Annotated in this window: 22 protein-coding genes and 2 pseudogenes; 11 read left to right on the top strand and 13 right to left on the bottom strand. The window is 69.6% G+C overall.

Going from position 1 to position 25,560, the window contains the following annotated elements; translation table 11 throughout:
* The first annotated feature begins 76 nt into the window (after positions 1-76).
* Positions 77-2,335 carry a helix-turn-helix transcriptional regulator gene (locus E6P78_RS11125; RefSeq protein ID WP_136203387.1) on the top strand — a complete coding sequence of 753 codons (2,259 nt, stop codon included), beginning with the start codon at positions 77-79 and terminating at the stop codon, positions 2,333-2,335.
* A gap of 6 nt (positions 2,336-2,341) precedes the next feature.
* Positions 2,342-2,899: an XRE family transcriptional regulator gene (locus tag E6P78_RS11120; RefSeq protein WP_136203386.1), complete on the top strand. Its 558-nt coding sequence runs from the start codon at positions 2,342-2,344 to the stop codon at positions 2,897-2,899.
* 294 nt (positions 2,900-3,193) lie between these two features.
* Here E6P78_RS11120 and E6P78_RS11115 read toward each other — a convergent pair whose 3' ends face one another.
* The 6 genes from E6P78_RS11115 to E6P78_RS11090 all read right to left on the bottom strand — a co-directional run bounded on the left by E6P78_RS11115 (position 3,194) and on the right by E6P78_RS11090 (position 9,127).
* Positions 3,194-3,547: a beta/gamma crystallin domain-containing protein gene (locus E6P78_RS11115; protein WP_136203385.1), complete on the bottom strand. Its 354-nt coding sequence runs from the start codon at positions 3,545-3,547 to the stop codon at positions 3,194-3,196.
* Between the two features lie 192 nt (positions 3,548-3,739).
* Positions 3,740-4,663, bottom strand: a complete 924-nt coding sequence (locus tag E6P78_RS11110; protein ID WP_136203384.1) for a ParB/RepB/Spo0J family partition protein — start codon at positions 4,661-4,663, stop codon at positions 3,740-3,742.
* Positions 4,660-5,895, bottom strand: a complete 1,236-nt coding sequence (locus E6P78_RS11105; protein WP_136203383.1) for a ParA family protein — start codon at positions 5,893-5,895, stop codon at positions 4,660-4,662. The genes E6P78_RS11110 and E6P78_RS11105 overlap by 4 nt, the downstream gene beginning before the upstream one ends.
* Positions 5,896-6,062: 167 nt before the next feature.
* The gene (locus tag E6P78_RS11100) at positions 6,063-6,446 is read right to left on the bottom strand and encodes a DUF6009 family protein (protein ID WP_136203382.1); all 384 of its coding nucleotides are present in this window, start codon (positions 6,444-6,446) and stop codon (positions 6,063-6,065) included.
* 123 nt (positions 6,447-6,569) lie between these two features.
* Positions 6,570-8,108, bottom strand: coding sequence for a phage/plasmid primase, P4 family (locus tag E6P78_RS11095; RefSeq protein ID WP_136203381.1), 1,539 nt, complete (start codon positions 8,106-8,108; stop codon positions 6,570-6,572).
* Positions 8,105-9,127: a bifunctional DNA primase/polymerase gene (locus E6P78_RS11090; protein ID WP_136203538.1), complete on the bottom strand. Its 1,023-nt coding sequence runs from the start codon at positions 9,125-9,127 to the stop codon at positions 8,105-8,107. Before E6P78_RS11090 ends, E6P78_RS11095 begins: the two co-directional genes overlap by 4 nt.
* A gap of 734 nt (positions 9,128-9,861) precedes the next feature.
* On the opposite strand from E6P78_RS11090, the gene E6P78_RS11085 reads away from it, so the two are divergent.
* Entirely contained in the window at positions 9,862-10,881 is a 1,020-nt protein-coding gene (locus tag E6P78_RS11085) for a sigma-70 family RNA polymerase sigma factor (protein WP_136203380.1), read from the top strand.
* Between the two features lie 64 nt (positions 10,882-10,945).
* On the opposite strand, the gene def is transcribed toward E6P78_RS11085, so the two are convergent.
* Positions 10,946-11,608, bottom strand: a complete 663-nt coding sequence (gene def / locus E6P78_RS11080; protein WP_136203379.1) for a peptide deformylase — start codon at positions 11,606-11,608, stop codon at positions 10,946-10,948.
* A gap of 110 nt (positions 11,609-11,718) precedes the next feature.
* Between def and E6P78_RS11075 the strand changes: the two genes are divergently transcribed.
* Both E6P78_RS11075 and E6P78_RS11070 read left to right on the top strand, forming a co-directional pair.
* Entirely contained in the window at positions 11,719-12,300 is a 582-nt protein-coding gene (locus E6P78_RS11075; protein ID WP_136203378.1) for a winged helix-turn-helix transcriptional regulator, read from the top strand.
* Between the two features lie 867 nt (positions 12,301-13,167).
* Complete coding sequence (locus tag E6P78_RS11070; RefSeq protein WP_136203377.1) at positions 13,168-13,527, top strand: hypothetical protein; 360 nt, start codon at positions 13,168-13,170, stop codon at positions 13,525-13,527.
* Positions 13,528-13,653: 126 nt separating this feature from the next.
* Here the strand turns inward: E6P78_RS11070 and E6P78_RS33325 are convergent.
* Both E6P78_RS33325 and E6P78_RS11060 read right to left on the bottom strand, forming a co-directional pair.
* Positions 13,654-13,895: pseudogene (locus E6P78_RS33325) on the bottom strand (IS630 family transposase); the annotation flags it as partial.
* Positions 13,896-13,998: 103 nt separating this feature from the next.
* Entirely contained in the window at positions 13,999-14,874 is an 876-nt protein-coding gene (locus E6P78_RS11060; RefSeq protein WP_136203537.1) for a LysR family transcriptional regulator, read from the bottom strand.
* Between the two features lie 123 nt (positions 14,875-14,997).
* Between E6P78_RS11060 and E6P78_RS11055 the strand changes: the two genes are divergently transcribed.
* Both E6P78_RS11055 and E6P78_RS11050 read left to right on the top strand, forming a co-directional pair.
* Positions 14,998-15,996 carry an NADP-dependent oxidoreductase gene (locus E6P78_RS11055; protein ID WP_136203376.1) on the top strand — a complete coding sequence of 333 codons (999 nt, stop codon included), beginning with the start codon at positions 14,998-15,000 and terminating at the stop codon, positions 15,994-15,996.
* Positions 15,993-16,232, top strand: coding sequence for a hypothetical protein (locus tag E6P78_RS11050; protein ID WP_240799138.1), 240 nt, complete (start codon positions 15,993-15,995; stop codon positions 16,230-16,232). The genes E6P78_RS11055 and E6P78_RS11050 overlap by 4 nt, the downstream gene beginning before the upstream one ends.
* A 572-nt stretch (positions 16,233-16,804) precedes the next feature.
* Here the strand turns inward: E6P78_RS11050 and E6P78_RS11045 are convergent.
* Positions 16,805-17,635, bottom strand: a complete 831-nt coding sequence (locus E6P78_RS11045; RefSeq protein ID WP_206307784.1) for an SDR family NAD(P)-dependent oxidoreductase — start codon at positions 17,633-17,635, stop codon at positions 16,805-16,807.
* Positions 17,636-18,309: 674 nt separating this feature from the next.
* Positions 18,310-19,509: a PP2C family protein-serine/threonine phosphatase gene (locus E6P78_RS11040; protein ID WP_206307783.1), complete on the bottom strand. Its 1,200-nt coding sequence runs from the start codon at positions 19,507-19,509 to the stop codon at positions 18,310-18,312.
* Between the two features lie 1,093 nt (positions 19,510-20,602).
* Here E6P78_RS11040 and E6P78_RS11035 point away from each other — a divergent pair.
* The 4 genes from E6P78_RS11035 to E6P78_RS11020 all read left to right on the top strand — a co-directional run bounded on the left by E6P78_RS11035 (position 20,603) and on the right by E6P78_RS11020 (position 22,895).
* Positions 20,603-20,812, top strand: a complete 210-nt coding sequence (locus E6P78_RS11035) for a hypothetical protein (protein ID WP_136203375.1) — start codon at positions 20,603-20,605, stop codon at positions 20,810-20,812.
* A 241-nt stretch (positions 20,813-21,053) separates the two neighbouring features.
* Positions 21,054-21,530 carry an RNA-binding domain-containing protein gene (locus tag E6P78_RS11030; RefSeq protein WP_168712597.1) on the top strand — a complete coding sequence of 159 codons (477 nt, stop codon included), beginning with the start codon at positions 21,054-21,056 and terminating at the stop codon, positions 21,528-21,530.
* A gap of 289 nt (positions 21,531-21,819) precedes the next feature.
* The gene (locus tag E6P78_RS11025) at positions 21,820-22,464 is read left to right on the top strand and encodes a hypothetical protein (protein WP_136203373.1); all 645 of its coding nucleotides are present in this window, start codon (positions 21,820-21,822) and stop codon (positions 22,462-22,464) included.
* Between the two features lie 44 nt (positions 22,465-22,508).
* On the top strand, positions 22,509-22,895 hold the full coding sequence (locus E6P78_RS11020; protein WP_206307782.1) for a hypothetical protein: 387 nt from the start codon (positions 22,509-22,511) through the stop codon (positions 22,893-22,895).
* Between the two features lie 82 nt (positions 22,896-22,977).
* Here the strand turns inward: E6P78_RS11020 and E6P78_RS11015 are convergent.
* A pseudogene (locus E6P78_RS11015) lies at positions 22,978-24,485 on the bottom strand (ISL3 family transposase).
* A gap of 342 nt (positions 24,486-24,827) precedes the next feature.
* Positions 24,828-25,544 carry an RICIN domain-containing protein gene (locus tag E6P78_RS11010; RefSeq protein WP_136203372.1) on the bottom strand — a complete coding sequence of 239 codons (717 nt, stop codon included), beginning with the start codon at positions 25,542-25,544 and terminating at the stop codon, positions 24,828-24,830.
* Positions 25,545-25,560: the final 16 nt, after the last annotated feature.

Here is a 25,560-nt window from a genome sequence, read left to right as displayed (position 1 = left end):
TGTGTACGTACTTCGTACGCGAAACGTACGCACCTTGTGCGTTTCGCGGGGGTAAGGTGTGGTCAGGAGGTGTTCCATGTCCGAGTTGTTCGACGCGGTCGACGCCCTGCTCGCGTCCCGCGCCGCGCTGCCGCCGCCGACGGAGCGCAAGCGGCTGCGTGCGGCGCACGGCCTGACGATCGACGAAGTGGCCACCGCGCTGAAGGTGCGCCGGGCCACAGTTTCCGGTTGGGAGTCCGGGAAGACCGAGCCCCGCCCGCCGGAGCGCGACGCCTACGCCCGGCTCTTGGACAAGCTCACGGAGCTCTACCCCGCAGCCCCGCCCGCTCCCGCTGCCCCGCCCGCTCCTGCCGAGGACGCCGCAGTGCCCACCACGTCCGTCGGCGCCTCCGCCCCGGCGGAAGCACCCACAGGCCCCAAGCCCGACGCGGCGGAGACGACCACGCCCGTAAACACCCAGCCCAGTGCCGCCCCCGTCACCCCCGTCACCGCCGCTCCGACGGCCGCGCCGCGTTCGGCGCGCACCACCAGGCCGACGTCGGCAACGCCGCGCCGCCCCGGCGCGAAGACGGCCGCCCCGGCTGCGACCCCGGTGAGCGGCACCGACCTGCGGTTCGAGAACGGGCCGCTCGCGGTGATCGACGTCGACCCCGAAGGCGCGGGGGTGGCGTACTGCACCGGCGGCCTGGTCCTGGACGTGCCCGCCAAGACCCTCCCCGCCCTGGTGGACTGGACGCTCGGCGAGGCAAAGCTCGGTCAGCCGAAGCTGTCCGGGCCGGGCAAGGACGCCGACCCGCTGCTCGTGCTCACCGAGGCCGCATGCGAACGCTACGGCCTCCCGGCCAGCCTCAACGAGCAGGAGCGCCTCGCCGGGCGCCTGCCGGAGGACCACAAGGTCGTCAAGCAGCTGGCCCGTGCGGAGTGGAAGCTCACCAAGCGCGGTCTCGGGCCCTGGGCGCGGATCTACCGGCCCGCGACCGGTTCCGCCCGGACCTGCGTACAGCTGTGCATCCCGTCCTGGCAGGCGCTGGACACCCGGCACTGGGGCCAGGCCGGGCAGCTCCCCCCGGCCGAACTCGCCCGCGTCCTGGGCCTGTACGCGACGCGGGTGATGACGCCGCGCGGCTCCACGGCCGTGACCGGCCTGGAGCTGATGACCGCGCTGCACCCGCCGACCCGGGCCTCCGAGCCGGACGCCGACGGCAAGCGCCACTCCGAGCACAACCCCAGCAGCCTCGGCAAGGACCCGGTCGACCCGGCACCGTGCGAGGCCCCCGACGGCCACCCGGTCCTCGCCGACCTGCCCCGCTTCCACGTCCGCGGCCCGGCGGAGAAGCTGTTCGAGGAGGCGTACGACTGGGCCCGGCCGATGACGGATGCCGAGTGCACCCTGCACCACCTGGTCGGCATCGACGTCAACATGGCCTTCGCCGCCGGCGCCAACGGACTGAACGTCGGCCTCGGCGCGCCCACGCACGTCAAGGCCCCGGCGTTCGACCCGAAACTGCCCGGCTCCTGGCTGGTGGACCTGTCCCACGTCGACCTGTCCCGCGTGAAGGCCGGCAAGGAGTGGGTGGAGCTCGACGGCAGCCTGCTGCCTTCCCCGTTCACGCCGAAGGGCGAGACCCCGGCCGGCCCGGCCTGGTACGCGACACCCACCGTCGCCTACGCGGTCGAGCTCGGCTACGACGTACGCCCGCTGGAGGCGTACGTCCGCTACGAGAACGGCCGCTACCTGGACGGCTGGTACGGCCGGCTGCGCGACGCCTACCTCGCCACCATGGTCGACCTCGGCGTCGACACCGACCTGGCCCCGGCCGACTTCCTCGCGGCGATGGACCGTTACAAGGACCGCGACCCGCAGCTCGCGATCGTCGCCTCGGCGGTCAAGGCCACGGTCAAGGGCGGTCTGGGCAAGCTCCGCGAACGCCCCCGCGGCGAGGGCTGGCGCCCGGGCCGGCCGTGGCGCGCCCTGTCCCGCCCCACCTGGCGGCCGGACATCCGCGCGGCGGTCATCTCCCGCACCCGGGTCAACCTGCACCGCAAGATCGTCAAGCATGCGGCGTTCACCGGGCAGTACCCGGTCGCGATCCTGTCCGACTGCGTCGTCTACGCCTCGGCCGGGCCCTCGCCGCTGGACTTCCTGCCCTACCGGGAGGGCAAGCCGCTGCCCGGCGGCTTCAAGCTCGGCATCAACCCGGGCCTGGTCAAACACGAGGGCACCCAGTCCGTGCTGTGGGGCGAGGAGGTCCGCGAGCGGTTCGACGCGCCGGAGCTCAACCTCGCCCGGTACATCAAGGACGGCACCGTCACCGATGCCGACAACGGGGAGTAGAGCGCGATGAGCATGTTCGGGGACGGCCTGGAAGCCGCCGTACAGAAGGCGTTCACCCGCCCGGCGCCCAAGAGCGCCGGCGCGCAGATGCGCTACCTGGTCAAGCAGCTCAAGGGCACCAAGGCGGTCGCCCAGATGCTGCGGATCTCCCAGCGCACCGTCGAACGGTACGTGAAGGGCCAGATCAAGAAGCCCCGCCCGGACCTCGCCACCCGCCTGGACCGCGAGGTGAAGAAGCGCTGGCAGCCCCAGGTCCGAGCCAAGGCCCGGCAGAAAGCGGCCTCCACCGGCGGCATCGTCATCGACACCCGCGCCCGCATCGGCTACACCGCGCCGATCGGTTCCACGGACGAGAACCGCATCCGCCACCTGACCGTCGCCCTGCCACCCCACCACGCGGCCCGCCTCTTCGACGCCCAGGAACAGGGCGCCAACGACGCCCGCCTCCAGGAGATCGCCGCCGAAGGACTCAAAGAGGTCTACTTCCAGGACGGCGGCCGCCGCGCCGGCAGCCTCGAAGAAGTCCGCTTCACGGACATCGAGCACCTGGAGTTCGACCTGTAGCGGCACGCCTCTCGAACAGCACGCGAGCCCCGGTGTGACTGAGCACTTCAGTGGGCGAGTGAGCACGTGAGTTGGCGACTGGAGCTCAGGCCGAGCAGCGCATTCATGGCGCGGGCCTGGGCAGTTGGCCGCCGTGGAGACCCCTTCTCGGCGCCCTCGCGCTGGCCGTCCCGTGGCCGCCGCTCGTCGCCTGGTGGGGCCATCCCCACCGCCGCCGCGCGCCGCGCCGCCAGAGTATTACGCCGTAATAGTGCGCGGCCCGGCGTCCCGGGCCGCTGGTCTCTCCGGCGTGCGTCAGAGGATCTCGATGGAGTTGACCTTCGGGGGGAGGTTCGGGAACGTGATGTCGGTCCAGCGGGGGATCTTCACCGAGTCGCCGTTGGCGTCGTAGTAGATCAGGTCGTTGTTGCCCGTGGAGATCCTGTCGACCCACCAGCCGCCGAAGTTGGTCCTTCCGGCGTTCGCGTAGCAGTCGACGCTCTGCTGACCGCCGTTGTGCGACCAGATCTTGAGGAAGTTCTCGCCACCGCGGCATTCGACGTGGTCGATGGCGAAGGCGGAACCGCTGGGTACGGCCACGGTGAACGAGGCCGCCGCAGCGAACGCCATGGCCAGTGAGCCGAGGAGCCTCTTGCCCTTCAGAATCACGGATTCTCCTTCGTACAGGTCGGTGATGCCGCGCCGCGAACGGATCGGGGCGCTGCTCCGGGTCCGGAGCCGGCCCGGAAACGATCTTGCTGCAAGATCATCGACGGGTACGGCAGGCGGGGCGGCGCCGAAGGAGGTTCACCTGCCTGGAGGTGCGTGCTTCCCGCTCCCGCAGGCAGGTGAAGGCGGGCGTCACTTGGGGGCGGGGTCGGCTGTCGTGGTGGACCTTTCCGCCCTCATCCGCTTCGACTCCTCGATCTTGTAGTCGACAAGAAGCTCCGTCAGTTTCCGCCGGGCCGGTACGTCGAGCTGCGCGATGATGAGGGCGGTCAGGGCGTGGGGGTCCGTCGAGGGCAGCCGGTCGGCGGCACCGGCGGCCGGCGCCTGCTGCTTGGGGGTACGGGACTTCTTCGCCCTGGTGGCCTTCAGATGCTGGAGGTGGGCTTCCTGCTCCTCGGCCTTCTTCTTGCCGACCAGGCGCAGGGTGGCCGCGGATTCCTCACCCGACTGGAGCTTCTCCTTGAGGGAGGGGGTCAGGGTCAGCAGCGCGAGGCGCTGGGAGACCCAGCCCTGGGAGCGGTGGAGGCGGGCCGCCAGGGCCTCCTGGGTGCCGTGAATCCTCAGCAGCTGTTCAAGGGCCTTGGCCTCGTCCAGGTGGTTGAGTTCCTGGCGGTGGATGTTGGCGACGAGGGCGGACTCCAGGATCTCGTCCGGGTTGCTGCCGAGGCTGTCGTCGAGCATCACCTTGATCTGGGTGAGGCCGTTTTCGCGGGCTGCCGCGAGACGGGAGTTGCCGTCGATGACGACGTACCTGGTGCCGGGTTCCAGATCGGCTTCCCGCCCCGGGTTGCCTTCGAGGTAGGCGAACCGCCCCATGATGCTGATGGCGGTCTTCTGGCCGTGGTCGCGAAGGCTGTGGCCGAGGTCGGTGAGGTCACCGAGGTCGGACCTGGGGTTGTCGGGGTTGAGGCTGATGACGTCGACGGGCAGTTCGACCGGGGGAGGGGCGCCCTCGGTGGGTGCGGCGGTGACCTGGTTGATGGCGGCGCGCCGGGCGCTGATGGACTGGGTCTGGCCGAAGGAGGTGCCGGCGCCGAGCCGGGTTGCCTTGCTCATGAGATCTCCCGGGCGAGGGCGCGCATACCGACGGCCTGGTCGCAGCGGGGCGAGTACGCGAGCAGGGGCTGCTTCACGCGTACGGCCTCCTTCTGTTCCTTGAGGTCTCCTATGACCCCGACGACCCTGGGGTCCTTGATGTCCATCCAGGAGCTGAGGGAGGACGTGGCGATGTAGCCGCGGCGGGCGTCGTAGTGGTTGACGACGATGCCGAGGTAGTCGAGTTCGAGGTGCATGTCGGCGCGGAGGTCCTCGATCTGCGAGGTGAGGAGCCCGTAGGCGTCGGCGGAGCTGTCCTCGGCCTGGACGACGACGAGGACACCGGAGTTGCCCGGGGCCTCGCCCTGGCGGCGGCGGCCGTAGTAGGCGGCGGCGTCCATGCTGAGCCCGAGGCTGGGCGGGCAGTCGATGATGACGGCGTCGTAGTCGGCCTCGATCGCGGACAGCGCCCGCTCCAGGGCTGCTTCGCGCGCCCGGACCCCGGAGAGCTTGACGTCGAGGAGGAAGGCGTCGGTGCAGGCGGGCAGGAGGTGGAGCCGGTCGCCGAAGCGGGGGTCCGCGACCGGTACGACGAGGTCGGAGAGCCGGCCCATCGCTTCACCGGCCATGTGCTTGGTGAGGCTGTCGCCCTCGATGGGCAGCGGTTGGTGGCCGAGCTGCTTGGTGAGGTGGCACTGGGGGTCGAAGTCGACGAGGAGGACGCGCAGGCCGAGCCCGGGAAGGTCCTCGTGGTCGAGGGGCGAGGTCTCGTTCTCGGAAAGGGCCGCCGCGAAGTGCTTGGAGATGCGGACGGGATGCAGTGCGTCGGCGTCCTCCGCGAAGGCTTCGCCGGTGCCGGCGGCGATGGCGGTCTTGCCCACACCGCCCTTCTGGTTGCAGGTGATGATGCGCTTGGGGTGCTCGGGGCGTACGACGGTGGGCGCCGGGTTCGTCTCGAGCCACATGACGACGGACTGGGCGAGCCCCTGGATGAGGGAGACGCCGCGGGAGGCGCAGTCGGTGCGGAACTCCTCCCACTGGCCGTCAGGGAGGAACGTGGCGAAGGACTTGGCGCCGGCGGTGTCGATGGGGGAGAGGTTGGAGCCCAGTCGCCGCCAGGCCTTGATGCCGGCTTCGACGGCGTGCTGGATGTCGACGTTGTACTGGGCGGCCCGGATCTTCAGATCCTGCTGCAGCACCGGGGGCAGCTTGGAGACGACCTTCTCGCGGTCGCCGGGGGAAGGCGAAGTCATGGAAGTCACCTTACTAACTCTGGTGATCCATTTTTCGCATCGGTGCGTTAGTTATGATGGCGCATCGTGGGCGTGAAGGGCCCTCAAGAACCCTGCCACCGTGCAGAAACGGGCCTGGGGGCCGGGTTATTACGGCGTAATAACCCGGCCCCCAGGCCCGTCCCCCGTCAGTTGGCGGCGTCCGCGGTCGCGGCCAGGCCGCGCTGCGAGCGAGGGGTCTTGTCCCCGACCCGCTTGGGCTCGATGGTGCTCGGGTCGACCGCTTCGCCGGGCGCGCCCTCGTGGTACGGGCCGTCGGGGTCGGCGTCCCGGTCGTGGGGGAGCAGGAAGAAGACCCGGCGCAGGTGGAGGCCGCTGTCGGGGTCGGCTTCTGTATGGGCCTCCAGCTCGGTGTAGCCGACCATGCGCCCGTCACGTTCGTAGCGGGGCTTTCCGCGGCGACGGGTGGTCTTGTCGAGGGCCTGGCGCACGTAGTCGAGGTTGTCGGGGTTCTCCAGCCAGACCACGGCGTTCTCGTGGTGGAGGTCGCTCTCGTTCAGCAGCGAGCTCATGGCTGCAGCCCCTTTGTGATTCGGCCGGCCGGGAGGAGGCCGGGGTGGGTGTGAGCACGTTCCCGGGTGGGGGCACCGTGTCCATGGTAGGCCGGGCCGGCGGATGTGTGCCGGGTGCGTGGGTCAGGCATGGCCGGTCCGGGAGTCGTCGTCGGCGAGGAGGCCGAGGCCGGGGTAGTACTTCTTGCCGCTGGACTTCATCATGTCGGCGGGCGAGGCGAGGGAGAGTTCCTGGCGGACCCGGGTCGCGAACGCGCGGGCCGTCGCGGGCCGGATGCCCTCACCGGCACTGCACCAACTGCTGTACGTCGCGTACAGCAGGCCCTGTTCCACCCGGAGGTCGGGGGTGTGGGTGGTGCAGCACTCGGTGAGGAAGCGGCCGATGTGGTCCTCGGTGGTGGCGTACGCCGCGGTGGCGGTACGGACGGTGGCGGGCCCGTCGAGCGGGTCGCGGGTGGCGAGGTAGAGCTTGGCGCCCTCGATGAGCCACTGCAGGATGCCGGGGCCCTCGCTCTGGACGAGTTCCTTGGCGAGGTTGTCGATCTTGCGGGCGGCGGGGACGACGCGCTCGAACGGGATGAGGCGGATACGCCGCCAGAACGCGTGGCCGCCGGTGCCGACTTCGGGGCGGTGGTTGCCGAGCAGCCAGAGCTTGTGGGTGGGGTTGAAGCTGAAGAAGTCCTGCCGCATCCGGCGGGCCATGATGCGGTCGCCGCCGGTCAGGAGCTTCACACGCGATTCGTCGAACTTGTCGTTCGGCTTGAGTTCGGAGCAGACGACGATGCGTCGGCCGTGCAGCTCGGTCAGCTCGGTGGAGTGCTCGGAGAACTTGCCCTTCTCCATGAGGAAGCCCGGCGGGGCGGCCTGTGCGTAGTCGCCGAGGATCTGCGTCATGACGTCGAGGAGGACGGACTTGCCGTTGGCGCCGGTGCCGTAGAGGAACGGGAGCACCTGGGCGCCCACGTCGCCGGTGACGGAGTAGCCGAGGAGCAGGTGGAGGAAGTGGATGGTCTCCTCACCCTTGGCGTCGTCGCCGAAGGTGTCGTGCAGGAAGCGGTGCCAGCGCGGGGTGGGCGTCGCCTCGGGGGCGACACTCGTGGCCCGGGAGTGCATGTCGCTCACCGGGTCGGGCTTGTGGAGGTGCCCGGTGTGGAGATCGACGACACCGGCCGGGGTGCACAGGGCGTACGGGTCGCCGTCCAGGACATCGGGGTCCAGGGCGAGCGCGGGAGAGGCCTTGGCCTGGGTGAGCATGGCCTTGATGCCGGGGGTCGACATGGAACGCCGCCGGTGGGCGGTGAGTTCCCGGTCGGTGAACTGGCCGGTCGGATCGGTGGCGGGCATCTGCTCGGCCAGGTCCCCCGCCGCCCAGACCGCGGCCTTCTCGCCACCGGTGCGCTTCCAGCGGTACTGGTCCCAGTGGTACCAGCCCAGCCCTTCGACATGCCGGAACTGGTCGCCGAACATGACCGCGAACAGCTTGGCGTTGCCCCGGTCGGTCAGGAGCGCGGGCAGACGCCCTGCGGCCGGGACCGGCTCGTGCACCGCGGAGGCGTTCTGCTGGGCGGGCAGGCCGGGCAGGCCTCCCTCTGCTTCGAGAGCGAGCATCTGCTGCGCTGCGGCAGTGGCGTCGAAGCGCGGGCTGCTGTCGGCGCTGCTCATGGGCGTCCTTCGGGATGGAACGGGCGGGCTGCGCCGGCGGACAGGGCGGAAGCGATGACGGTGAGGCTGTGCCGGCTGCGGTGCGGGCGCGCGCTGTCGGCGGCCGCGGTGAGCAGGGCCTGGGCCTGGGCCTCGGTGAGGTGCCCGCCGGCGATCAGCCCACCGGCGGTGTAGGCGGCGCGGTTCAGCTTCTCGGTGAAGGCAGTCCCCTCGGCCGCCGCCCCGCAGGCCTCGACCTCGGCGAGCAGGGGCTCCAGCAGCCGCTGAGCGCGTTGAACGCTGCGGGCGGCGCGTACGGGCCGGGGCCGGGGTGCGGGGACCTGTACGGGGGCGTGACGGGGCATGTGGCCGGTACGCCGGAGCTCAGCGGCGAGCCAGTCGGGCAGGGGGGCGGGGAACCGGGCCGCGCCGACGGGGGTGTAGGTGCCTGCGGGGGTGCGGGTGGCCGGGGTGACGATGTAGCCGCCGCCGGCGCGGACGTCGACCTGCCAGGCGAGGGCGACCTTGGGGCTGGAGCCGACCGATGACCGGTAGCTCGGCCCGTCGGGGCCGGTGCGGTACCAGACGTGGAGGCCGCCGGAGGGCGTACGGACTCGGAGCGTCGACTCGTCGTCCGCCGGACTCGGTTGGCCCCGCAGCGCCGCGAGGAGGGCGAGGGTGTCGAACCCGGAGGCCAGGCCCGCCAGGTTGACGCTCTCGTGGATGGGGATGCCGGGCAGGAGCCGGTCGCGGTGCGGCACTTCGGCACTGTGGGCGTCGACGTCCAGGACGACGAGCCCGGCCGGGCCGCACGAGACGCCGACCCCCAACGCCGGGTTGACGCCCCACCAGGCCGCCAGCAGCTCCGGGTCCGTGGTCGCCGCGTGAAAGCCGTGGCACCACTTGCCCGCCGGGAGACACGGACAGTCGGCCGGACGGTGAGGGTCCTGGCGGCAGGCCTGACAGTTGCCCGCGGGCGTTTTGCGGCCGGCGGCCAGAGGGTGGACGGGCCAGCCGTTCCCCGCACACCACCGGGCCATGTCGAAGGGACTCGTGGCTCCCGCTCCACGCGGGCCACTGGTCTCGCTTTGACGCGGCACGCTGATCGTCCTTGCCGAGGGCCAACAGGTTGTTCAGTCCCTGGAAGAAAGACCAGGTCACAGCGTTTCCACTGCTAGACGGAGGGACTGAAGGGACTGAGTTTTCCAATCGGGTCAGAGCCTACAACAGCAGCCTCCGGCTGAGTGGGACTGTTTCCTTCCGCGAGTCCCTTCAGTCCCTCGGCCACCCGGGGGAGTTGCGGGCACCGGCCGCCGGACCGTGTTCCAGCGGCCGACCAGTGGGCCGGGCGTGTCGGCGAGCGCGCGACCGTCGCGAAGAGAGGGACCGAACGGGGACCGGAGGGACCGAGACCTTTCGGTCCCTCTTCGGTCCCTTCGATAAAACCCCAGGTCAGAGCGTTTTGCGGGATGAGTCGAGGGACTGAAGGGACTGAGAGTCAGTAGTTATGAACGGCTCAGGAATACAGGGGTCAAAGATGAGGAGAATAGGGGGGTTTGTCTCGCGTGCGCGCATACACACGCACGCATAAAGAATGGAACAGGGAAGTTGAGTCCCTTCAGTCCCTTCGGACCCTCTCCAACACACGGAACAAGCCTCTGACCTGCACTTTTATGCGAGGGACCAAAAAGGGACCGAAGCGATACCACCGACCCTCAGTCCTCGCCGCCCGCGTCAGGCGATCGTGCGGAGGCGTCTCCCGCCCGAGCAGGAAGTGGGCGCGGCCTTCCAGGTCATGCGCGACGGCGCCTTCTCCCCCTTTCAAGTTGAGGGCCTGAACGACCCCCTGCCCGAGGGGGAGGGGTCGCTCGAAGGCGACGTGGCCGCTGTCTACCGGAAGAAGCGCCAAGACCTGCTGGCTCATGCCCGCCGCTGCCTGGCCGGGCAGCGAGTTGCGGCATCGCGGCTCGAAGCGGACGACCTGCTCCACGAAGCAGTCATCACCACCATGGCGAACCACGCGCGGAAGCCGATTGAGAACCTGGCCGGCTACATGTACGCGGTCATCTCCAGAAGAGTCAAGGACGAGAGCCGACGAGTGGGCTTTGCTGTGCCCATCGACACGACCGCACGTGCCGCCGCCCAGACTCGGTTTCTTCATATCTCGGACATCGAGGAGGTGACGCCGGAGGGTGCCGTGGACCGAGTGGACCTGGAGCACGCGTTGCGGCAACTGCCTGGCCAGCAGAAGCGCATGGTGACCATGGCCAAAGGGCTCGGCTATTCGCATGCCGAGATCTCGGAGATCACTGGCCTCCATGTGGGGACGGTGGCCCAGCACGTCCGACGCGGAACCCGCACGCTGATGCAGCTGATGAGCGCCACCCTCAGCGGCGGAGGGTTCGCGCTGATGATGTTCATCTGCTCTTCGGGTGCTTTCGCATGGACAAAGGCCGACCCTGGCAGCCGTTCGATAGTTGAGAAGGCGAGCGAAGCGCTCGGTGCTCCCGTACCTGATGTGCTCGCTGTCATTGCGCTCATTGCCCTTTTGGCCGTGGCCGCAAGGCTGTTCTATCGACTTGGCGGGAGGTCTGCCGAGCAGACCCGGGCCAGGCGCACGTTGCCCGCCGTAAAGGACGCGAGGAAGCGGCTGCGCAAGGAGCTCGGGCGAGAGCCGACCGTTGCCGAGTACGCGTTTGACCTGGGGACGTCGATGGAGGACGTCGCAGAAGCTCTGGCAATGAGGTCCCGCTTCAGTAAGTACCGCTGGCCGATCGACGCTGACATCGAATAGGGGCCGCGGCACTGGGAGGCTCGGCCGGGCACACGTCACAAGCCCGAACGCTTCGGCCGAGCTCTCACTGCCCCAGGCGGGCGGCCTTGATGGAGCGTTGAGCGAAGACATCCTCACGGCGCTCCGCCATCTGCCGCAGCGCGTCTTTGCGATCCCGCTTGGAGAGCCGGTCGAGATAGGTGTGACCGAAGAGGTGGTCCGTCTCGTGTTGCAGGCACCGGGCGAAGTAACCCGTTCCTTCGACGACAACGGGATTGCCGTCCTTGTCGAGTCCGCGAGCGACAGCACGATCGGTACGAGGAACCGTCATGCCCGCACCCGGTACGGACAAACAGCCCTCGAAGTCGTCAATGAGTCGGCGGCTACCTGGATCAGGCAGGTCCAGAACAGGGTTGACGATGTGGCCGACATGCCGGATTCCATGGTCGTCCGGGCAGTCGTATACGAACAACCGCAGGCCGACGTCTACCTGGTTGGCAGCCAGGCCGGCGCCGTCAGCCACATACATGGTCAGGAACATGTCGTCGATCAACGCCGACAGCTCCGGAGTTCCGAGTTCGGTCACGACCCGGCACGGACGGCTCAGCACCTCCTCGCCCACCACCGTGATCCTGCGAACCGAACCCCGTTCCGCCTCCGGCGGCAGAGCCGGAAAGGTGTCCACTGGGCGGCCCTGCACACGAACTCGCCGGTCGGCGGGACGGGACCGCTCGTAACGGACAGGCATGGTTGTCTCCCCCCTTTGCGCACGCCACAGATGCCGCAGTGGACACCGTGGCGGATGCCTTCAAGGACTGCCGCTTGCCAAGCACTTTGCAAAGTAGCAGACTTTGCAAAGTGACTGAAGATGACGTCAACACTCCGGACGCCCAGACAACCGGCGCCAGTGAAGAACTACGCGAGCACGAAGTCCGCACGGCCTTGCTGGACCTACTCGCCGAAGTCGGCACCGTCACGGCAACCGAAGCCGCCACCCGGCTGGGCTACAGCTCGGGGCTCTGCTCATTTCACCTACGGCAGCTCGCACGTCACGGCTACATCGAAGAGGCCCCCCATGGCGGTGGCCGCGCACGACCCTGGCGCATAAGGCAGCACGCCCCCGCCGCCGACAGCCCTACGGAAGAGCGGTTCGGCGACTTGGCCCGTGGGCTGGAGGACGAGAGCTGGCAGCGCTGGCTGACACAGCGAGAACAAGCGCCGTCCGAATGGCGCCACGACGAAGCCTTCAGCGCTGTCGCGTACCTGACGCCTGAAGAGATGAGCCGGGTCGCCAACGTGATCCGACGGGCGCTCGCCTCCTACCAGGACCGAGAACAGCGCCCCCTCGCCCGGCCCGATGGCGCTCGACCGGTGGCCCTTGTCACCCGACTGTTCCCCCTGCTTCCCCACACAGAGGCCGACGCCGACCAGGACCGATGAGCCATCGGCCTTCTGCGGCGTGGGGACCAGCGGATGCGCTGCCGTGCTGCCGTGCCGACACGACGGCACGGCAGCACGGCAGCACGGCAGCACGGCCTGAAGTCGCGCCGTTCCCGGACCAGGGCTTTCGTACGCCCCCACGTGCCCGCGCGTATCTCCCGTAGGTCGGCGAGCTGTAGCCCCGTCAAGAGCGGGTGAACCCAACCGCTCTCCCACCGCATGGGCGCCGAAACCCGTCGAAGGAGGGAGACGGGAGTGCGAGCCGAGCCCGCGCTCAGGCCGCGTTGTGCGCCGGTGCGCGGACTGTGGGGAGCACTCCACACCGATGTTCACGCACGGTGTCAGTGGAAATACTGAAGGTGATATTCCGTTTGAGGTTGTCCGCCGCGGTCCCGGGCGCACCCCTCACCGGTCTGTCTGCGGTCCCGTCAGGCGGTACCACCGCCCCTCACGTCGGTCGTGCGAGGCCGGCCGCAACCTACGCAACCGGGTCCGGTCGCCCTTCGCTTCGCCGCAGGGAGCGGTGTTCCGCGCGCTTCACCGGGCTACGCGAAAGGGGGCGTACCCAGCCACCCCAGCCTCAGCCCGCTCTCTGCCACACCGATCTTCCGCAGGACCGAGGACGAGCCGACGCACGGCCCGACCGCACAATCCGTCACTGCCTTGAAGAAGGAGAACGATGATGACCGCACCCTCCTCCCCGCCTCGCCGCGTCGCCCTGGCCAACGGGAGTCTTGAGGAACCGGGCGGAGCCGAGACGGAGTTCCGGAACGGCGCCTCGCAGACGCAGGACACCAACCGTGTATCGGACTGGCTCACCACCGCGACGACCCCAAGATCGCAGTATGGCGTGACGGTTACCGGGGCTTGCCATCGGCGAAAGGCACCCAGTTCGCCGAGCTGAACGCCAACCGCGTCTCCGCCCTCTGCCAGGACCTGCCGACCACCCCGGGCACGAAGCTGTACTGGCGCCTGTACCCCGAAGAAGGCGCCACCTGCGTACCCGACTCGCCGCACATCATCGGCTGCCCCAACGCCGGGCCCCAGGCCGACGAAAGCGAGCCCGGGACCGTTCCCCAGCCCGGCGCCGTAGACCCCGCTGCTGCTGGCCGGACCGACCTCATCCCGGCCGGCAGCAGCGGCCCCAGGGGCGGGAGACCAGGTACCGCAGACCCGGTCTCCCGCCCCGCCCAGCTCCAAGAAGGCCAGCACGACGCAAGCCCTTGACTCGTTCGTGACGACGCCTGGCCGAAGCCGTTGTGCGCACTCTCTGCAGACCTGGCGGCCTCGGCCTGCGCGACGCCAGAGGGCTTCGACGACCTGCGGAGCGAACCTCAGACCTGAGACGTGAACTCACGCTGCTTCACCGACGGGACGTCCGCCCCATCGGATGCTCTTCTCGCTGCGGATATGTGCGCATTCGCAGGGCTGGGAGGCGAGGACGTCGGGGTGGGGGAGCGTTGGTGTTGCGCCAGCGGAGGTAGGGCGGGCAGGGCTCGGGACTGGGCCGTGTGGTTGGAGTGGTCGGAGTTGGCGACGGTGAACTGCCGCAGGAGTCCGAAGCGGGCTTCGATCGAGTTGGCCCAGGACGCGTAGGCGGTTCTTCTGCCTCGCTCACCGAGTACGAGCCCGGAGGCATCGTGACAACCCAGAGTCCAGGTCACCCATCGCCACATCAACCGGCCGCCGGTTCCCCGGTCAGGCTGCCGGGGCGGTCAGGACGGCCTTGGCGGCTAGCCGGAGATTCCTGATCATCGGATTCGGGTCGCCCTTGCGGCTGACCAGGACGACCTGGCTGGGGGGAGCGCCCTCGATCGGGACGGTGACGAGGTCGGGACGTAGTGAGCTACGCCGATCGCCGACCGGTAGCACGGCGATCGCCCTGCCACTCGCGACGAGTTCGAGCTTGTCCTCGTAGCTCTCGATCGGCGGCACACCGGCCCCGAGGATTCGGTAGGAAGTCCAGTCCGCGGTGTCGAACGCGCACGGCGCCGCTTCCTCGCCGGCCAGTTCTTCTGCGGTCACCGCCGCGCGGTCGGCCAGGGGATGGCCGCGCGGGACAACGAGCATCCGGGGCTCCTCATACAGCGGCGTGGTGGACACGTCGTCGGCGGCGAGCGGCAGCGGGGCCCGCGCGATCAGGGCGTCGACGCGCTTGTCGGACAGCGCCCCGACGTTGCGGCAGCTTAGATGCCGGGTGGCGATCTCGGCGTCGGGGTGACGGCGGCGCAGTTCCCGTACGGCGGCAGTGATCACCAGGTCTTCAACGTAGCCGATGGCGATTCGCTCGGTCTCGGCTTGTTCACGCACGGCCAGCTCGGCCTGGCGGGCGGCCTGCAGCAGAGCTCGGGCCTGGGGGAGGAACGTCTGTCCGGCCGGAGTGAGCCGGGTTCCCTGGGGCGTGCGGTCCAGCAGGCGTGCGCCGAGACGCTTCTCGAGCCGTTGGATCTGGCGGCTCAGCGCCGGCTGGGCCACGTGCAAGTCGGCGGCCGCCCGGCCGAAGTGCTGGTGCGCCGCCACCACGGTGAAGTAACGCACCAGCCGCAGTTCCAGGTCCTGTCCGAGATCGTTCACTTTTCCAGCGTACGCCGTCATGCCGTTTCAGAATGATCAGGTTGCCGAACCGGTCTTGGACGGCCATGCCGTCCTGGGCCTTGACTGAAGGAGCAACGTTTCCCCAAGAAAGCGACAGGTGCGATGAAGGCGATCCAGTTCCACGAAGCGGGCGGGCCGGAAGTTCTGCAGTACGACGAGGTGCCGGTTCCCGAGATCGGCCCGGGCGAGGTGCTCGTCCGGGTGCACGCGGCGGGCATCAACCCGCCGGACTGGTACCTGCGTGAGGGGATGAAGGTCATGCCGGCCGATATGAGGCCGGCGCTGGAGTTCCCCCTGGTCCCTGGAACGGACATGTCGGGCGTGGTTCAGGCGGTCGCCCCGGACGTGTCGGGGTTCGCCGTCGGTGACGAGGTCTTCGGCATGCTGCGGTTCCCCGGATTCGACGGCCGGACGTACGCCGAGTACGTGGCCGCGCCGGCTTCGGACCTGGCTCACAAGCCGGCCGGTATTGACCACGTGCAGGCGGCTGGGGCGCCGATGGCCGTGCTTACGGCCTGGCAGTACCTGGTTGACCTCGGCCACGACGTGCCGTCTCCTTTCACCGGCCAGGTGCACCAGCCGGTGCCGATCACGCCGGGGATGACCGTGCTGGTCAATGGGGCCGCCGGTGGAGTGGGCCACTTCGCGGTGCAGCTGGCGAAATGGAAGGGGGCACACGTCATCGCGGTAGCCTCGGGCCGGCACGAGCAGTTCCTGCGCAAGCTCGGCGCCGATGAGTTCATCGACTACACCACGACGCGGGCCACAGATGTGGTCAGCGGCGTCGACCTGGTCATCGACACCGTCGGCGGCCCGGACAGCTCACGCTTCCTGACCGTGCTCAAGCGCGGCGGCACCATGCTTCCGGTGTTCTTCGCCAAGTACGACCCGGAAGAGACGGCGCGTCTGGGCATCACGGTCTCGAACATTCAGGTGCGTTCCAACGGCCCCCAGCTCGCCGAGATCGGGCGCCTGTTCGGCGAGGGCAAGCTCCAGGTCGGGGTGGACAGCACCTACCCGCTGTCCGAGGCGGGCAGCGCACACGCGCGAGCCGCGCAGGGCCACCTCCAAGGCAAGATCGTGCTGACGGTGGTCTCGTGATCGCCGAACTCCAGCAGGCGGTGGCGAACTACGCCCACGCCCCGGACGAGCTCGATGTGCCCGAGCTGGAAGCGAGCCTGACCGAAGACACCACCTGGAGCCGCCTATCTGGCGCAGACGAGGAACACCGGCGAGAGCAACCAGATGGTCTCGACCGGGACACGTTCGGCCTGCGCCGGACCGTCGGTGGGTGGCGGATCGCCGAGCTCACCCTGACGCTGGACAACGCTTTTTAGGGCGGGGCCGGGCAGTGTGTCCGACGGACCCTGGGGTGCCTGCCGGTAGCGCCCGGGGCACCGATTGGGCCCACGATGAACAGCACGGCCCTCTGTAGGGGGACGCCCAGCCGGTCGACGAACGCCGGCAGGTTCGGCTGCGCTCTGACAGGTCGATCAGGCAGTCGGGGACGGCCAGAGTGGTGATGGCCGTTTCGGCGGGCGCGGGGGTCCGGGGCGGATCGGCCGGTGAGAAGGATCAATCGCCGCCCCTCGACGTCCAGCCCAGGCGCCGGCGGGACGCGCCCCCGTCTGAGCCCTCCGACCGGCGTCGGGCCGATGGTCGAGAACGCGATCGGCCCCGCCCGCCCCGCACCCGCCACCGCGCAGGACGACGCCCCGCCCGCGACCGCGTCGACCGCTGCGCACGCCGACGACGACCACCACCACCACGACCAGACGTCGGACGCGCCACATGCCCTCGACCATTCCGGCCGGGACGCCGCGCCCGCCCCGGCGCAGGCGCAGTGGGCGCAGTGGGTTACCGGCTTCGGCGTGCGAGCCGCCGCCTGCCATGCGCGCGACAGTGCCGGTCACGCGGTGATGCTGGCACTGTCGCCGCCGGTGGCCGCGAAGCTGGTACCGCTGACCATCCGTGCGTCCTCCGAGGCGAGGAACACAACCAGCGGGGCCACGTCCTGCGGCTCGACCCACGGCACGCCGAGCGGAAGCTTCCGCCGCTGCGCGTCCGCCGCGGTCCGCTCGTCCTTCTCGACATCCCCGCTGGGCTCGTTGCCGCCGGTGCGGATGATCTGTGCGTAGCGGTCCTCGTGCCGGGTGAGCTTCGTGTCGATCAGCCCAGGGATCACGGCGTTGACCGTGATCCCGTACCGCCCGAGATCCAGAGCAGCCGACTTCATCAGCCCGATCAGCCCCCACTTCGACGCCGAGTAGCCGGCGCCGTCGAGAGTGCCGTGCTGGCCCTGCGTGGAAGAAGTCACGATGATCCGCCCGCCACCGCGCTCGACCAGCAGCGGCGCGGCGACCCGGAGCACGTTGGCGGTGCCGGTGAGGTTGATGTCGATCTGGTCGTGCCACAGCTCGTCGCTCATCTCCAGCAGCGAAGCGAAGCCCTGCACACCCGCATTCGCGAACACGACGTCGACGCCGCCGAAGCGGTCAGCGACCTCGGCGAACCCGTCGCGGACGGCCGCCTTGTCGCGCTGGTCGAAAACGATCGGAAGCCACTCGGCACCGGCCTCCTCCACGAGCCTCCCGGTCTCAGCGAGATCTTCGGCGGTTGCGGGCTCGTACTCCATCGCGGGACTCGCGAGCGCTGCGATATCGGCCCCGGCCACCCGGTACCCGGCCCTGGCGAACGCGACTGCGGTGGCACGCCCAATCCCCCGCGCCGCGCCCGTCACAACCACAACTCGGCTAACGCTCACAGATCTCTGCCTCTCTTCTTCGGTCTGCACCGTGATCGGGGATCGGTCCTCCGTCCAGCCTGACGGCTCGTGCAGGCATGCGCCCGTCACCGCGGCAAAAGAGACGGCATCCGCCCCCTGGGCCTACGTACGCCCCGCTACACCGCCCGCTCCACGCCGAGGGCACGCAGCGCGTTCCCGGGGCGTCGCGGTCCTGCTCGGCTGGACCAGTTATCAGAGGGCGGCGGCGTCGATCCGCCCCACGGCGCCTGGCTGAAGGGTTTGCCGCCGGCGCGGACGCACGTCTGCCGCTCGCATACGCCTCGAAGAGGGCGTAGAAGCGCTCGGCGTCCTGACCCGCCCGCGTCCTGACCCGCCCGCGCCCTGACCCGCCCGCGCCCCGGGCCGCCCGCGCCCCGGGCCGCCCGCGTCCTGGGCCGGCGGCGCGGGTGTGGTTGAAGGGCGAGCTGGGCGTCGCGCAGGTCCTGGGGAAGTCGTACGTCGACAAACCCAAATAGTGCGACCGTTCGAATCTCGTGCGCGAGGGCACGCCGGTCACACCGTTCCGCCCTCCCTGTTCTGGGCCATCCAACCTTGAGCGTGTGCCACTGAGGATGAGGATTGAGCTTTTCCGCTCCAGAACCGCTGCGAAGTCCCGGTGTACGGCGGGGTCAGGTGTCGGCGCCGGCGTTCGCGCTGCGGCCTGCGGTGTGGGGACCGCGCCAGTCCAGGCACAGCACGGTGGCGTCATCTTGGAGGTGGCCGCCGCAGGCGTCGGTAACCGCGGCGGTCAGAGTGCGAACCACCTCCCGGGGGTGCTGATCGGCGGTGTCACGGATCACGCCGGGCAGGTCGACGGTCTCCGCCTCACGCTCCTGCATGCCGTCGGTGTAGAGGATGAGGCGGTCACCGGAGCGAAGGTCGATGTCCTGCACCTGGTAGGGGCCTTGTACGGAGATGCCGAAGGGCAGGTTGACGCCCAGGGGGACTTCGTCGACCTGGCCGTCGCGCAGGCGCAGGGGCCAGATGTGGCCGGCGTTGACGAGCTGGGCGCCGCTGCCGTCCAGGGCGATGCGCAGCAGCTGTCCGGTGACGAAGACGCGGCGGCCGTGGTCGAGCATGGCCTGGTGGGTCTGGCGGGCTTGTTCGGCGAGGCCGGCTTCGGCGCGGCGGGCGCCGCGGGAGGCGTTGACCGCGAGGGTGGCCATAAGGGCGGCGTCGACGTCGTGGCCCATGGCGTCGGTGATGGACAGGTGCAGGGTGTCGTGGTCGAGGGTGTAGTCGTAGGTGTCGCCGGCAATGGTATCGGCGGGGACGAGGGCGCAGGCGAGGGCGAACTCGGGCGCCTCGCACGTGGGGGCGGAGGGTAGGAGCTGGCGCTGGATCTCGGCGGCCAGGCTCACCGGGGCGGTGCGCTGGTCCCATTGGTAGAGGTCGGTGAAGCGGCGGTCGGTGACCAAGAGGTACGCCAGAGCGTGCGCGACCTCTTCCACCTGCTCCAGCACGTCCGGCCCGGCGTCGAGGAGGAACAGCTCCAGGACGCCGATGGCGTCACCGCGGTTGGTGACCGGCGAGATCACCCGCTGCCACTGCCCGCTGTCCGGGGTGCACACCAGCTTCTGGGTGCGCAGGACCTGGTCGTAGACGCTGCCGGGCAGGTCGACCTGATCGGACTGGCGCCCCTGCTGCGTAGCCACCTCTTCGGTGACCCGCGCCAGCTTCAGGCCGACGAGGTCGAGGAACAGGAACGACACGTTCCGCGCGCCGAACCGGTCCCGCAGATTACGCGCCACCACATCCAGTGAGGCCATCGGGGCGGCTTTCTCCGCCGCGGCCAGGACCTCGGCCAGCCCGATCCGATCACGCGCCACAACAACCTCCCTGGGTTCCACTCACTCCTTCCCCAGGGCTCCACCTGTGTCACGGACGTCAGCCAGTCAAAGTGCGGTGGCATGTGCTCACCGCTCGATGACACAGGACACTCACCCGGACGGCTCCGTCTTTCCCTCGCCGGGCCGGCGTTCACCGGTTCGGGCATTCAGGGCTCGCCGGCGCCTGGGGGCGGGCAGAGTCGGGGACGAGGGACAGGGACCGAGCCGCCGCAAGACCATTGCCGGCGGGGAAGCATGGGGCGGGGCTGTGACTGTGTGGGAGACGGAGGAGTGCGGCGCGTCGTATCTGGGACGTCGGCCCCGGTGCCGGTCGACAGGACGGAGCCGAAGCCGGTGATCTTCGACCTCGGCAGCGGCTCGCAGATGCGCGAGACCAGCGACTGGTGGGTTTACGACGGCGCCCTCAACGCTCCGCTCGTGACCGCGCTGCGCGGGGCGTGCTCATGCGGCCGGCGTGCCATCAGCCACCACCCCCTGGACTGGCAGGAGGCCGCCGCCGAGGGTCCGGAGTGGCACGACACCGGCGGCCCGGAAGCCGACTGGGACCAGCACATCACCGACATCGATGACCGCACCACCCCCATCCCCGAAGACGTCGCCGCCCTCCTCACCCAGCTCCGCCCCGCCTGGACACCCTGGCCGTCGGCGCACCCCTCGCCGCGCTGCCCGCCATCACCGCCCTCGAATACCCCGTCGCCCAAGCCGCCCGCACCGCCCGCCCACATGGCCCGCGCCGACGACCAGCCCTGGACCACCACCGCCACCGCCCTCGGACTCACCGAAACCGACACCCGAACCCCGAACCCGCCTCCACCGCTACACCCGGCGCTCCTGACCCAGGTGCGGTGGCCGGGCGTTGTCCGCCGGCGGCCATTGCGGGACCTGCGCACGGTGGACAAGGAGGCCGGCCCGGGCCGAGAGCGCCGCCAGGCGGAGAGCCGGCGGTGTGTCGCCTTGCATGTGAGGAACGTGCCGGCACCTGCATGCCCCGGGCCCGGGGCGGCCTGGAAGCGAGCGATCCCGCCCCGGGCGAAGCCGCAGAGGTCCTTGAGGGCTGTATGCCCCGGTCCCTTTGGGCCTCGCCCCCGTCTGGATCACGGGTCATGGCACCCGGCCGTGCCGACTCGCCTGGGACTTCGATCCCGAGGCCCACCACGACCAGGTCGTCGCATGGCTGACCAGGTCCGAGGCTCGCATCCCCGGGGCACGCTACAACCCCAGAACCCCCAACACCGGCATGCTCGAACTCGACGGCTTCCGCACCCTGTTGATCAGCACCTAGGCCGCCGCCAGGCACGTGGCGTTGCAGAGCGGGCGGAGCAGCCCGCTCTGTGGTCGACGGCTTCGAGGCCTGTGACGAGGACATGGCCCGGCCGTCGCCGCTCGTGCGCGGAAAGTTGTTTGTCAGTGCGGCGACGAGGTCTTCGGCGCGGTGCGTGGGGCCGGTACGACGACGCCCGGCCACGAGCGCCGGGTCGACGAGATCCCGCACCAGCGTCCTGGCCTCCGTCACCGTCACGGTCTTGGACCACCGGGCGTTATGCCACCAGCGGGACAGCGAGAAGCTGGTACGCGTCATGGTCGAGCTCGCCAAGGGCGTCGCCGCCATGGCCAACACCCGTGGCAGGTTGAACATCTTCGGCGTCCAGGACAAGACGATCGCCCTCATGGGCATAGCCCCCGACCAGGTCAACCGGCAGCAGTACGACCAGTGGAGCCGCAACCACGTCCAGCCCTACCTGCCGGACCTCCGCATATTCGAGCCGGCCGGCGGAACGAAGACCGTCCTGATCGTCGATGTGCCGGCCGGCGAGATGGCACCGCACTTCGTGTACGGCACCGCCGCCAAGGACAAGGCCGGCAGGCCGTGGTCGTTCCCTGCCAGGGCAACGACCATTGTCCGCCGCACTGGAGCGCAACTTCGTTTCTCGCGTCAGCCCGTACGGCCGAGGGGCTGTGGGGCCAGCATGATGACGCGTATCCACCTGTACACCCAGTGATGGTGAACGGCCCCCCGAATCACATGACCCGGCGAACCGCTGCCGGCGATGGACTGTACGGGGAAGACCACACCCGGCATCCCGGGCGCTCGTCGCCTGGCTGTGCCGTGCCTGCGACGAGCCTGTGTCATTCCTGCCTCAGTCTGAGATGGGCGTCGCGGCGCGCCTCGTTGACGCACTGCCGTCGCCGTGTCGCTCCGGCGTGCCCGGTCGCACGGCCGGGGGCTTCGTCCAGTTGTTGAACGTTCCGGCTGTCGCACCGCGCAGCCCCATCGCGAGTTAGGTCAAAATGACATACAAGGGACGCATTGGCTTCGCAGTTGCCCTTACTGCCCTGGGCCTCGGGCTCACGGCCTGCAACGACGGTGAGGACTCGGCATCGGCGCAGGACTCGCCCTCGGCCTCCGCCCCGGCCTCGTCCGCTCCGAGCAGCAAGAGCCCGTCCGCGGACCCGAGCGACGACGCCGGCGCCGCGCCCAGTGGTGACGTCGCCGCACCGGGCACGAAGTTCAAGATCGGTGACCGAGCGGTCCTGCCGTTCAAGTACGGGACCAAGAAGGAGGGCACCGTCGCCGTGACGGTCACGGCGATCGAGAAGGGTACTGAGGCCGACATGGCCCCATTCGGTGACAAGGCGAAGGGCATGACGCCCTACTACATCCGGATGAAGGTGGAGAACGTCGGCGGCACCGACCTGTCCTACGCGTCGCTGAGGCTGCGCGGCAATCTGGAGGGCGGCGGCCCCACGGGCGTCATTCTGATCGGCGACCTCCCGGGCAAGTGTGACAGCGAGACGGCCCCCCGCGACTTCAACACCAAGGGCGCCTCGTACGAGAGCTGCTCGCTCAGCGCCACGAAGACCGACCCCATCGCGGTTGCCTCGTTCGAGGAGGGTGACGCGTACAGCGACAGCCCGGTCCTCTGGACCAGCTGACCACCCGTGCCCGTGCCCGTGTCCGCACGCCGGGCGTCTCGTCCTTGACGGAACGCCCGGTCTGCGACTGGCTCTCGCCCTACAGCTCTCCGGCGAGGAGCGCGGTGCGGTGGCCGCCCAGCCTGCGGCCGATCTCCCGGCTGAAGCCGGATGACGGTCACCAGTACCGCTACACCCAGTACGCCGATCTGACGATGCGCGCCCCGGACGTCGACGTGCCCGCGATGCTCCTGGACATCGACCGGGTGAACGAGCCCGTCGACGTACTGGCGGCCAAGGTCCACAGCTACGCCGAGCGGTTCGAGCCCCTGGCGTCGAAGGTCCGCCGCTACGCCGAGCGGTTCGAGCTCCTGGCGCCGAAGGCCGACAAGGTCAAGGCACCTGCGGCCCGGCGCGACGGTGCGGCGGTGCACGACTTCCGGCTGTGGTAGCGGATCTACCCGCCCACCGGCCACGAGGGGGTCTGTCAAACGTTCGGCCCTGTCTCACATTCGGTGGTGGCGGAGAGTGTCGCTATCCGGGGAGGGTGCGGTGGGGAAGAAGGGTGGAACCTGCTCGCCCGTGCATCTGGCGGGCGGTCCGTTTGGTCTTGGTGTTGACACCTTCAGTGGGGCCGTTGCTGTACGGAAGTGTGAGCGCGGTGATCACGGCGTCGCGGTCTCGGTCCAGGCCGCGGGTGAAGGCGTGCAGGTGAGGCAGATCGGCTGTGCGGACCTGGGTGATCCAGGGATCGAGCTTGGCGGCATGTTCTGGGCGAGGAGTCAGGAGTTCGGCGAAGTCCCGGGTGCTGGCGGTCGGTTGGGTCATCTCAGGGCGGGCGGGGGTGAGCCGGGTCAGAAGATGGGGATTCTCGCTCTTGAGGTTGTCGGGTCGGGTGAGGGTCATTCGAGCGAGGCGGCGCGGGGAGATGTGGCTGCGGTCGGCGTCCGCACGGCCCTGGTTGATGTACTTGTGCAGGAGGTTCAGGCAGCCGGTGAATCCGAGGGCCTTGATCTCTTCGAAGAGGTGCTGGGCGGGGACGCCGGGGTCCTCGGCCCGGTGTTTGCGCGGGTGCTCGCGGTAGGGGTCGAGGAGGCTGGCGCGATACTTGGGGCGCGGAGCGTGTGCTCGGGCCGGTCGGCTCGCGCGTAGCGTTTGACGGTGTTCAGGGCCAGTTCCAGGCGGCGGGCGCATTCGAGCAGGTCCACGCTCTGATCGAGTGGGCCGTGGACCTGGTGTCAGCGTTCCAGGGTGGTCTGGGCGCGGGGTCCGTCGTGGATAGGCGCGTCCAGTACGGTGGTCCAGCAGGTGTTGTGCGCCTTGACCTCGCTCAAGACGGCTTCGCGCAGGTTGTGCCACAGATGCCACCGATCACCGACCTGCGTCGCACGGGGCAGGGCGCGGCGGATGGCCTCGGCGTAGGTCGCGGAGCCGTCGCGGCAGACGGCCTCGATGCCTGGATGTTCGCGTAGCCACTCCTCCAGGGTGTCTGCTGTGCGGTCGGGCAGTACGTCGATCCGCTCATGCGTCTCGGCGTCGATGGTCACGGTGGCGTAGCGGTGCCGCCGGCGCGGAGCGAAGTCGTCGACGCCGATCACGCGGGGCGTCCGCCCTGCGGGCGGCGGGATGCGCAACAGGGTACGCAGGGCCGTGTGACGCGAGACGCCCGACGCGGGTATCGCCAGCAAACGTGCCCCCGCCCGGCCCGCTGACTCCTTGACCACGGCCTTGGCTTGCCTGGTCAGGCGGGTGGTGCGTCGCTGGTATCGGTCCAGGACTCCGGGCACCTGCTCGCGGAAGGTATGTCGGCAGCCGCGGGTGGGGCACACCAGACGCCGTACCCGCACACGGACCACCACCCGTCGGCTGTCGATCGGTACGTCAGCCACAGTCCGCCAGTGGTAGCTGTGCACGCGCCCCGACGACGCCCCGCACACTGGGCAGTCCGCCGTGTCCTGCGGCGTTCGTGCCCGCACCACGATCCGCTCGCCCTCGTCGGCCACATCCTCGATGACCAGCGGGGACAGACCCGAAAACACCATCTGCACAAGCTCGTTGACATCCTTTACGTGACTATCAACGACCTCCACGACTCTGCGTCACCACCGAATATGAGACAGGGCCGATCGTTTGACAGACCCTTTGCCGTCCCAGACGAACGGCCCGTGGGGCGTGTCGGGGGCGGGGTGTAGAAGGCCCGGCCGCCGGGTTTGTACGCGCTGAGCGGGGCATTTCGATTAATGGACCGGACCCCGGCGGCCGGTACGGTCAGCCCGGCTGCTCGACGAACAGGCGCGCCGGGCACGAGAGCGGTCGGGGTCGGCTGTCCGGGCCGACCGCCGGGCGCGCGGGGCTTCGCTCCGCGCGCCCGGCTCGTCCATGGCTCAGGTGTTCATCCCCGCGCCGGTCCACTGCTGGTTGGTGTGGCTGGGGGCGCAGGTCCAGATGCCGAGCCGGGCGCCGTTGCCTGTGGCCCAGCCGAGCGCGTCCAGGCACTTGCCGGAGTGGACGCTGCGCAGCAGCCCGTTCGGAAGCTTCTCCCAGCGCTGGTTGGCCGCGCCGTGACAGGTGTTGAGGCCCAGGAGTGAGCCGTCCTCGGTCTTCGCGTACTGCACGTCGAGGCACCGGCCCATGGCCCGGATCGTGCCGTCCGCGTGGATCGTCCACGCCTGGGCCTCGGTGCCGTTGCAGTTGTAGAGCTGGATCGGGGCACCGTCCGCCTTGCTGGCGCCCTTGACGTCCACGCACTTGCTGGAGTGGACGCCGACGATCGGGCCGCCGGTGATCGGCGGCATGGGCGTGCAGAACAGGACCACGGTCGCCAGGTACATGTCGCCGTTGTACTGGAACTGCGTCGGTCCCGCCGGCACGCATCCCTGATAGCGCGCCTGCTTCGCGATGCTCAGTGCGTAGCCTGTCGCGTTGGCTTCCGCCATGGCCGGGGAGAAGCCCCAGTCCTGCCCCTGGAAGTATTTTCCGTCCGCCGCGACGCCGGCGGGAGCCGGGTCCGGGGCCGGCGCCGCGGCGGCCGTTCCCGTCAGCATCAGGGCGGAGGTGAGTATCGCCGCCAGTAACGCGGCGAGTGCTCGGGCAGTTCTCACAGTGGTTCCCTTCGAA

It is taken from the genome of Streptomyces sp. A0958 (assembly GCF_004795035.1).
Classification (GTDB): domain Bacteria; phylum Actinomycetota; class Actinomycetes; order Streptomycetales; family Streptomycetaceae; genus Streptomyces.
The sequence above is the reverse complement of the archived record's forward strand: the minus strand, read 5'-3'. Positions and strand labels throughout refer to the sequence as shown.

Coding starts and splice junctions, on each gene's coding strand:
- E6P78_RS11125 (WP_136203387.1), top strand. CDS start 77: ATGTCCGAGTTGTTCGACGCGGTCGACGCCCTGCTCGCGTCCCGCGCC.
- E6P78_RS11120 (WP_136203386.1), top strand. CDS start 2,342: ATGAGCATGTTCGGGGACGGCCTGGAAGCCGCCGTACAGAAGGCGTTC.
- E6P78_RS11110 (WP_136203384.1), bottom strand. CDS start 4,663: ATGAGCAAGGCAACCCGGCTCGGCGCCGGCACCTCCTTCGGCCAGACC.
- E6P78_RS11105 (WP_136203383.1), bottom strand. CDS start 5,895: ATGACTTCGCCTTCCCCCGGCGACCGCGAGAAGGTCGTCTCCAAGCTG.
- E6P78_RS11100 (WP_136203382.1), bottom strand. CDS start 6,446: ATGAGCTCGCTGCTGAACGAGAGCGACCTCCACCACGAGAACGCCGTG.
- E6P78_RS11095 (WP_136203381.1), bottom strand. CDS start 8,108: ATGAGCAGCGCCGACAGCAGCCCGCGCTTCGACGCCACTGCCGCAGCG.
- E6P78_RS11090 (WP_136203538.1), bottom strand. CDS start 9,127: ATGGCCCGGTGGTGTGCGGGGAACGGCTGGCCCGTCCACCCTCTGGCC.
- def (WP_136203379.1), bottom strand. CDS start 11,608: ATGCCTGTCCGTTACGAGCGGTCCCGTCCCGCCGACCGGCGAGTTCGT.
- E6P78_RS11055 (WP_136203376.1), top strand. CDS start 14,998: ATGAAGGCGATCCAGTTCCACGAAGCGGGCGGGCCGGAAGTTCTGCAG.
- E6P78_RS11025 (WP_136203373.1), top strand. CDS start 21,820: ATGACATACAAGGGACGCATTGGCTTCGCAGTTGCCCTTACTGCCCTG.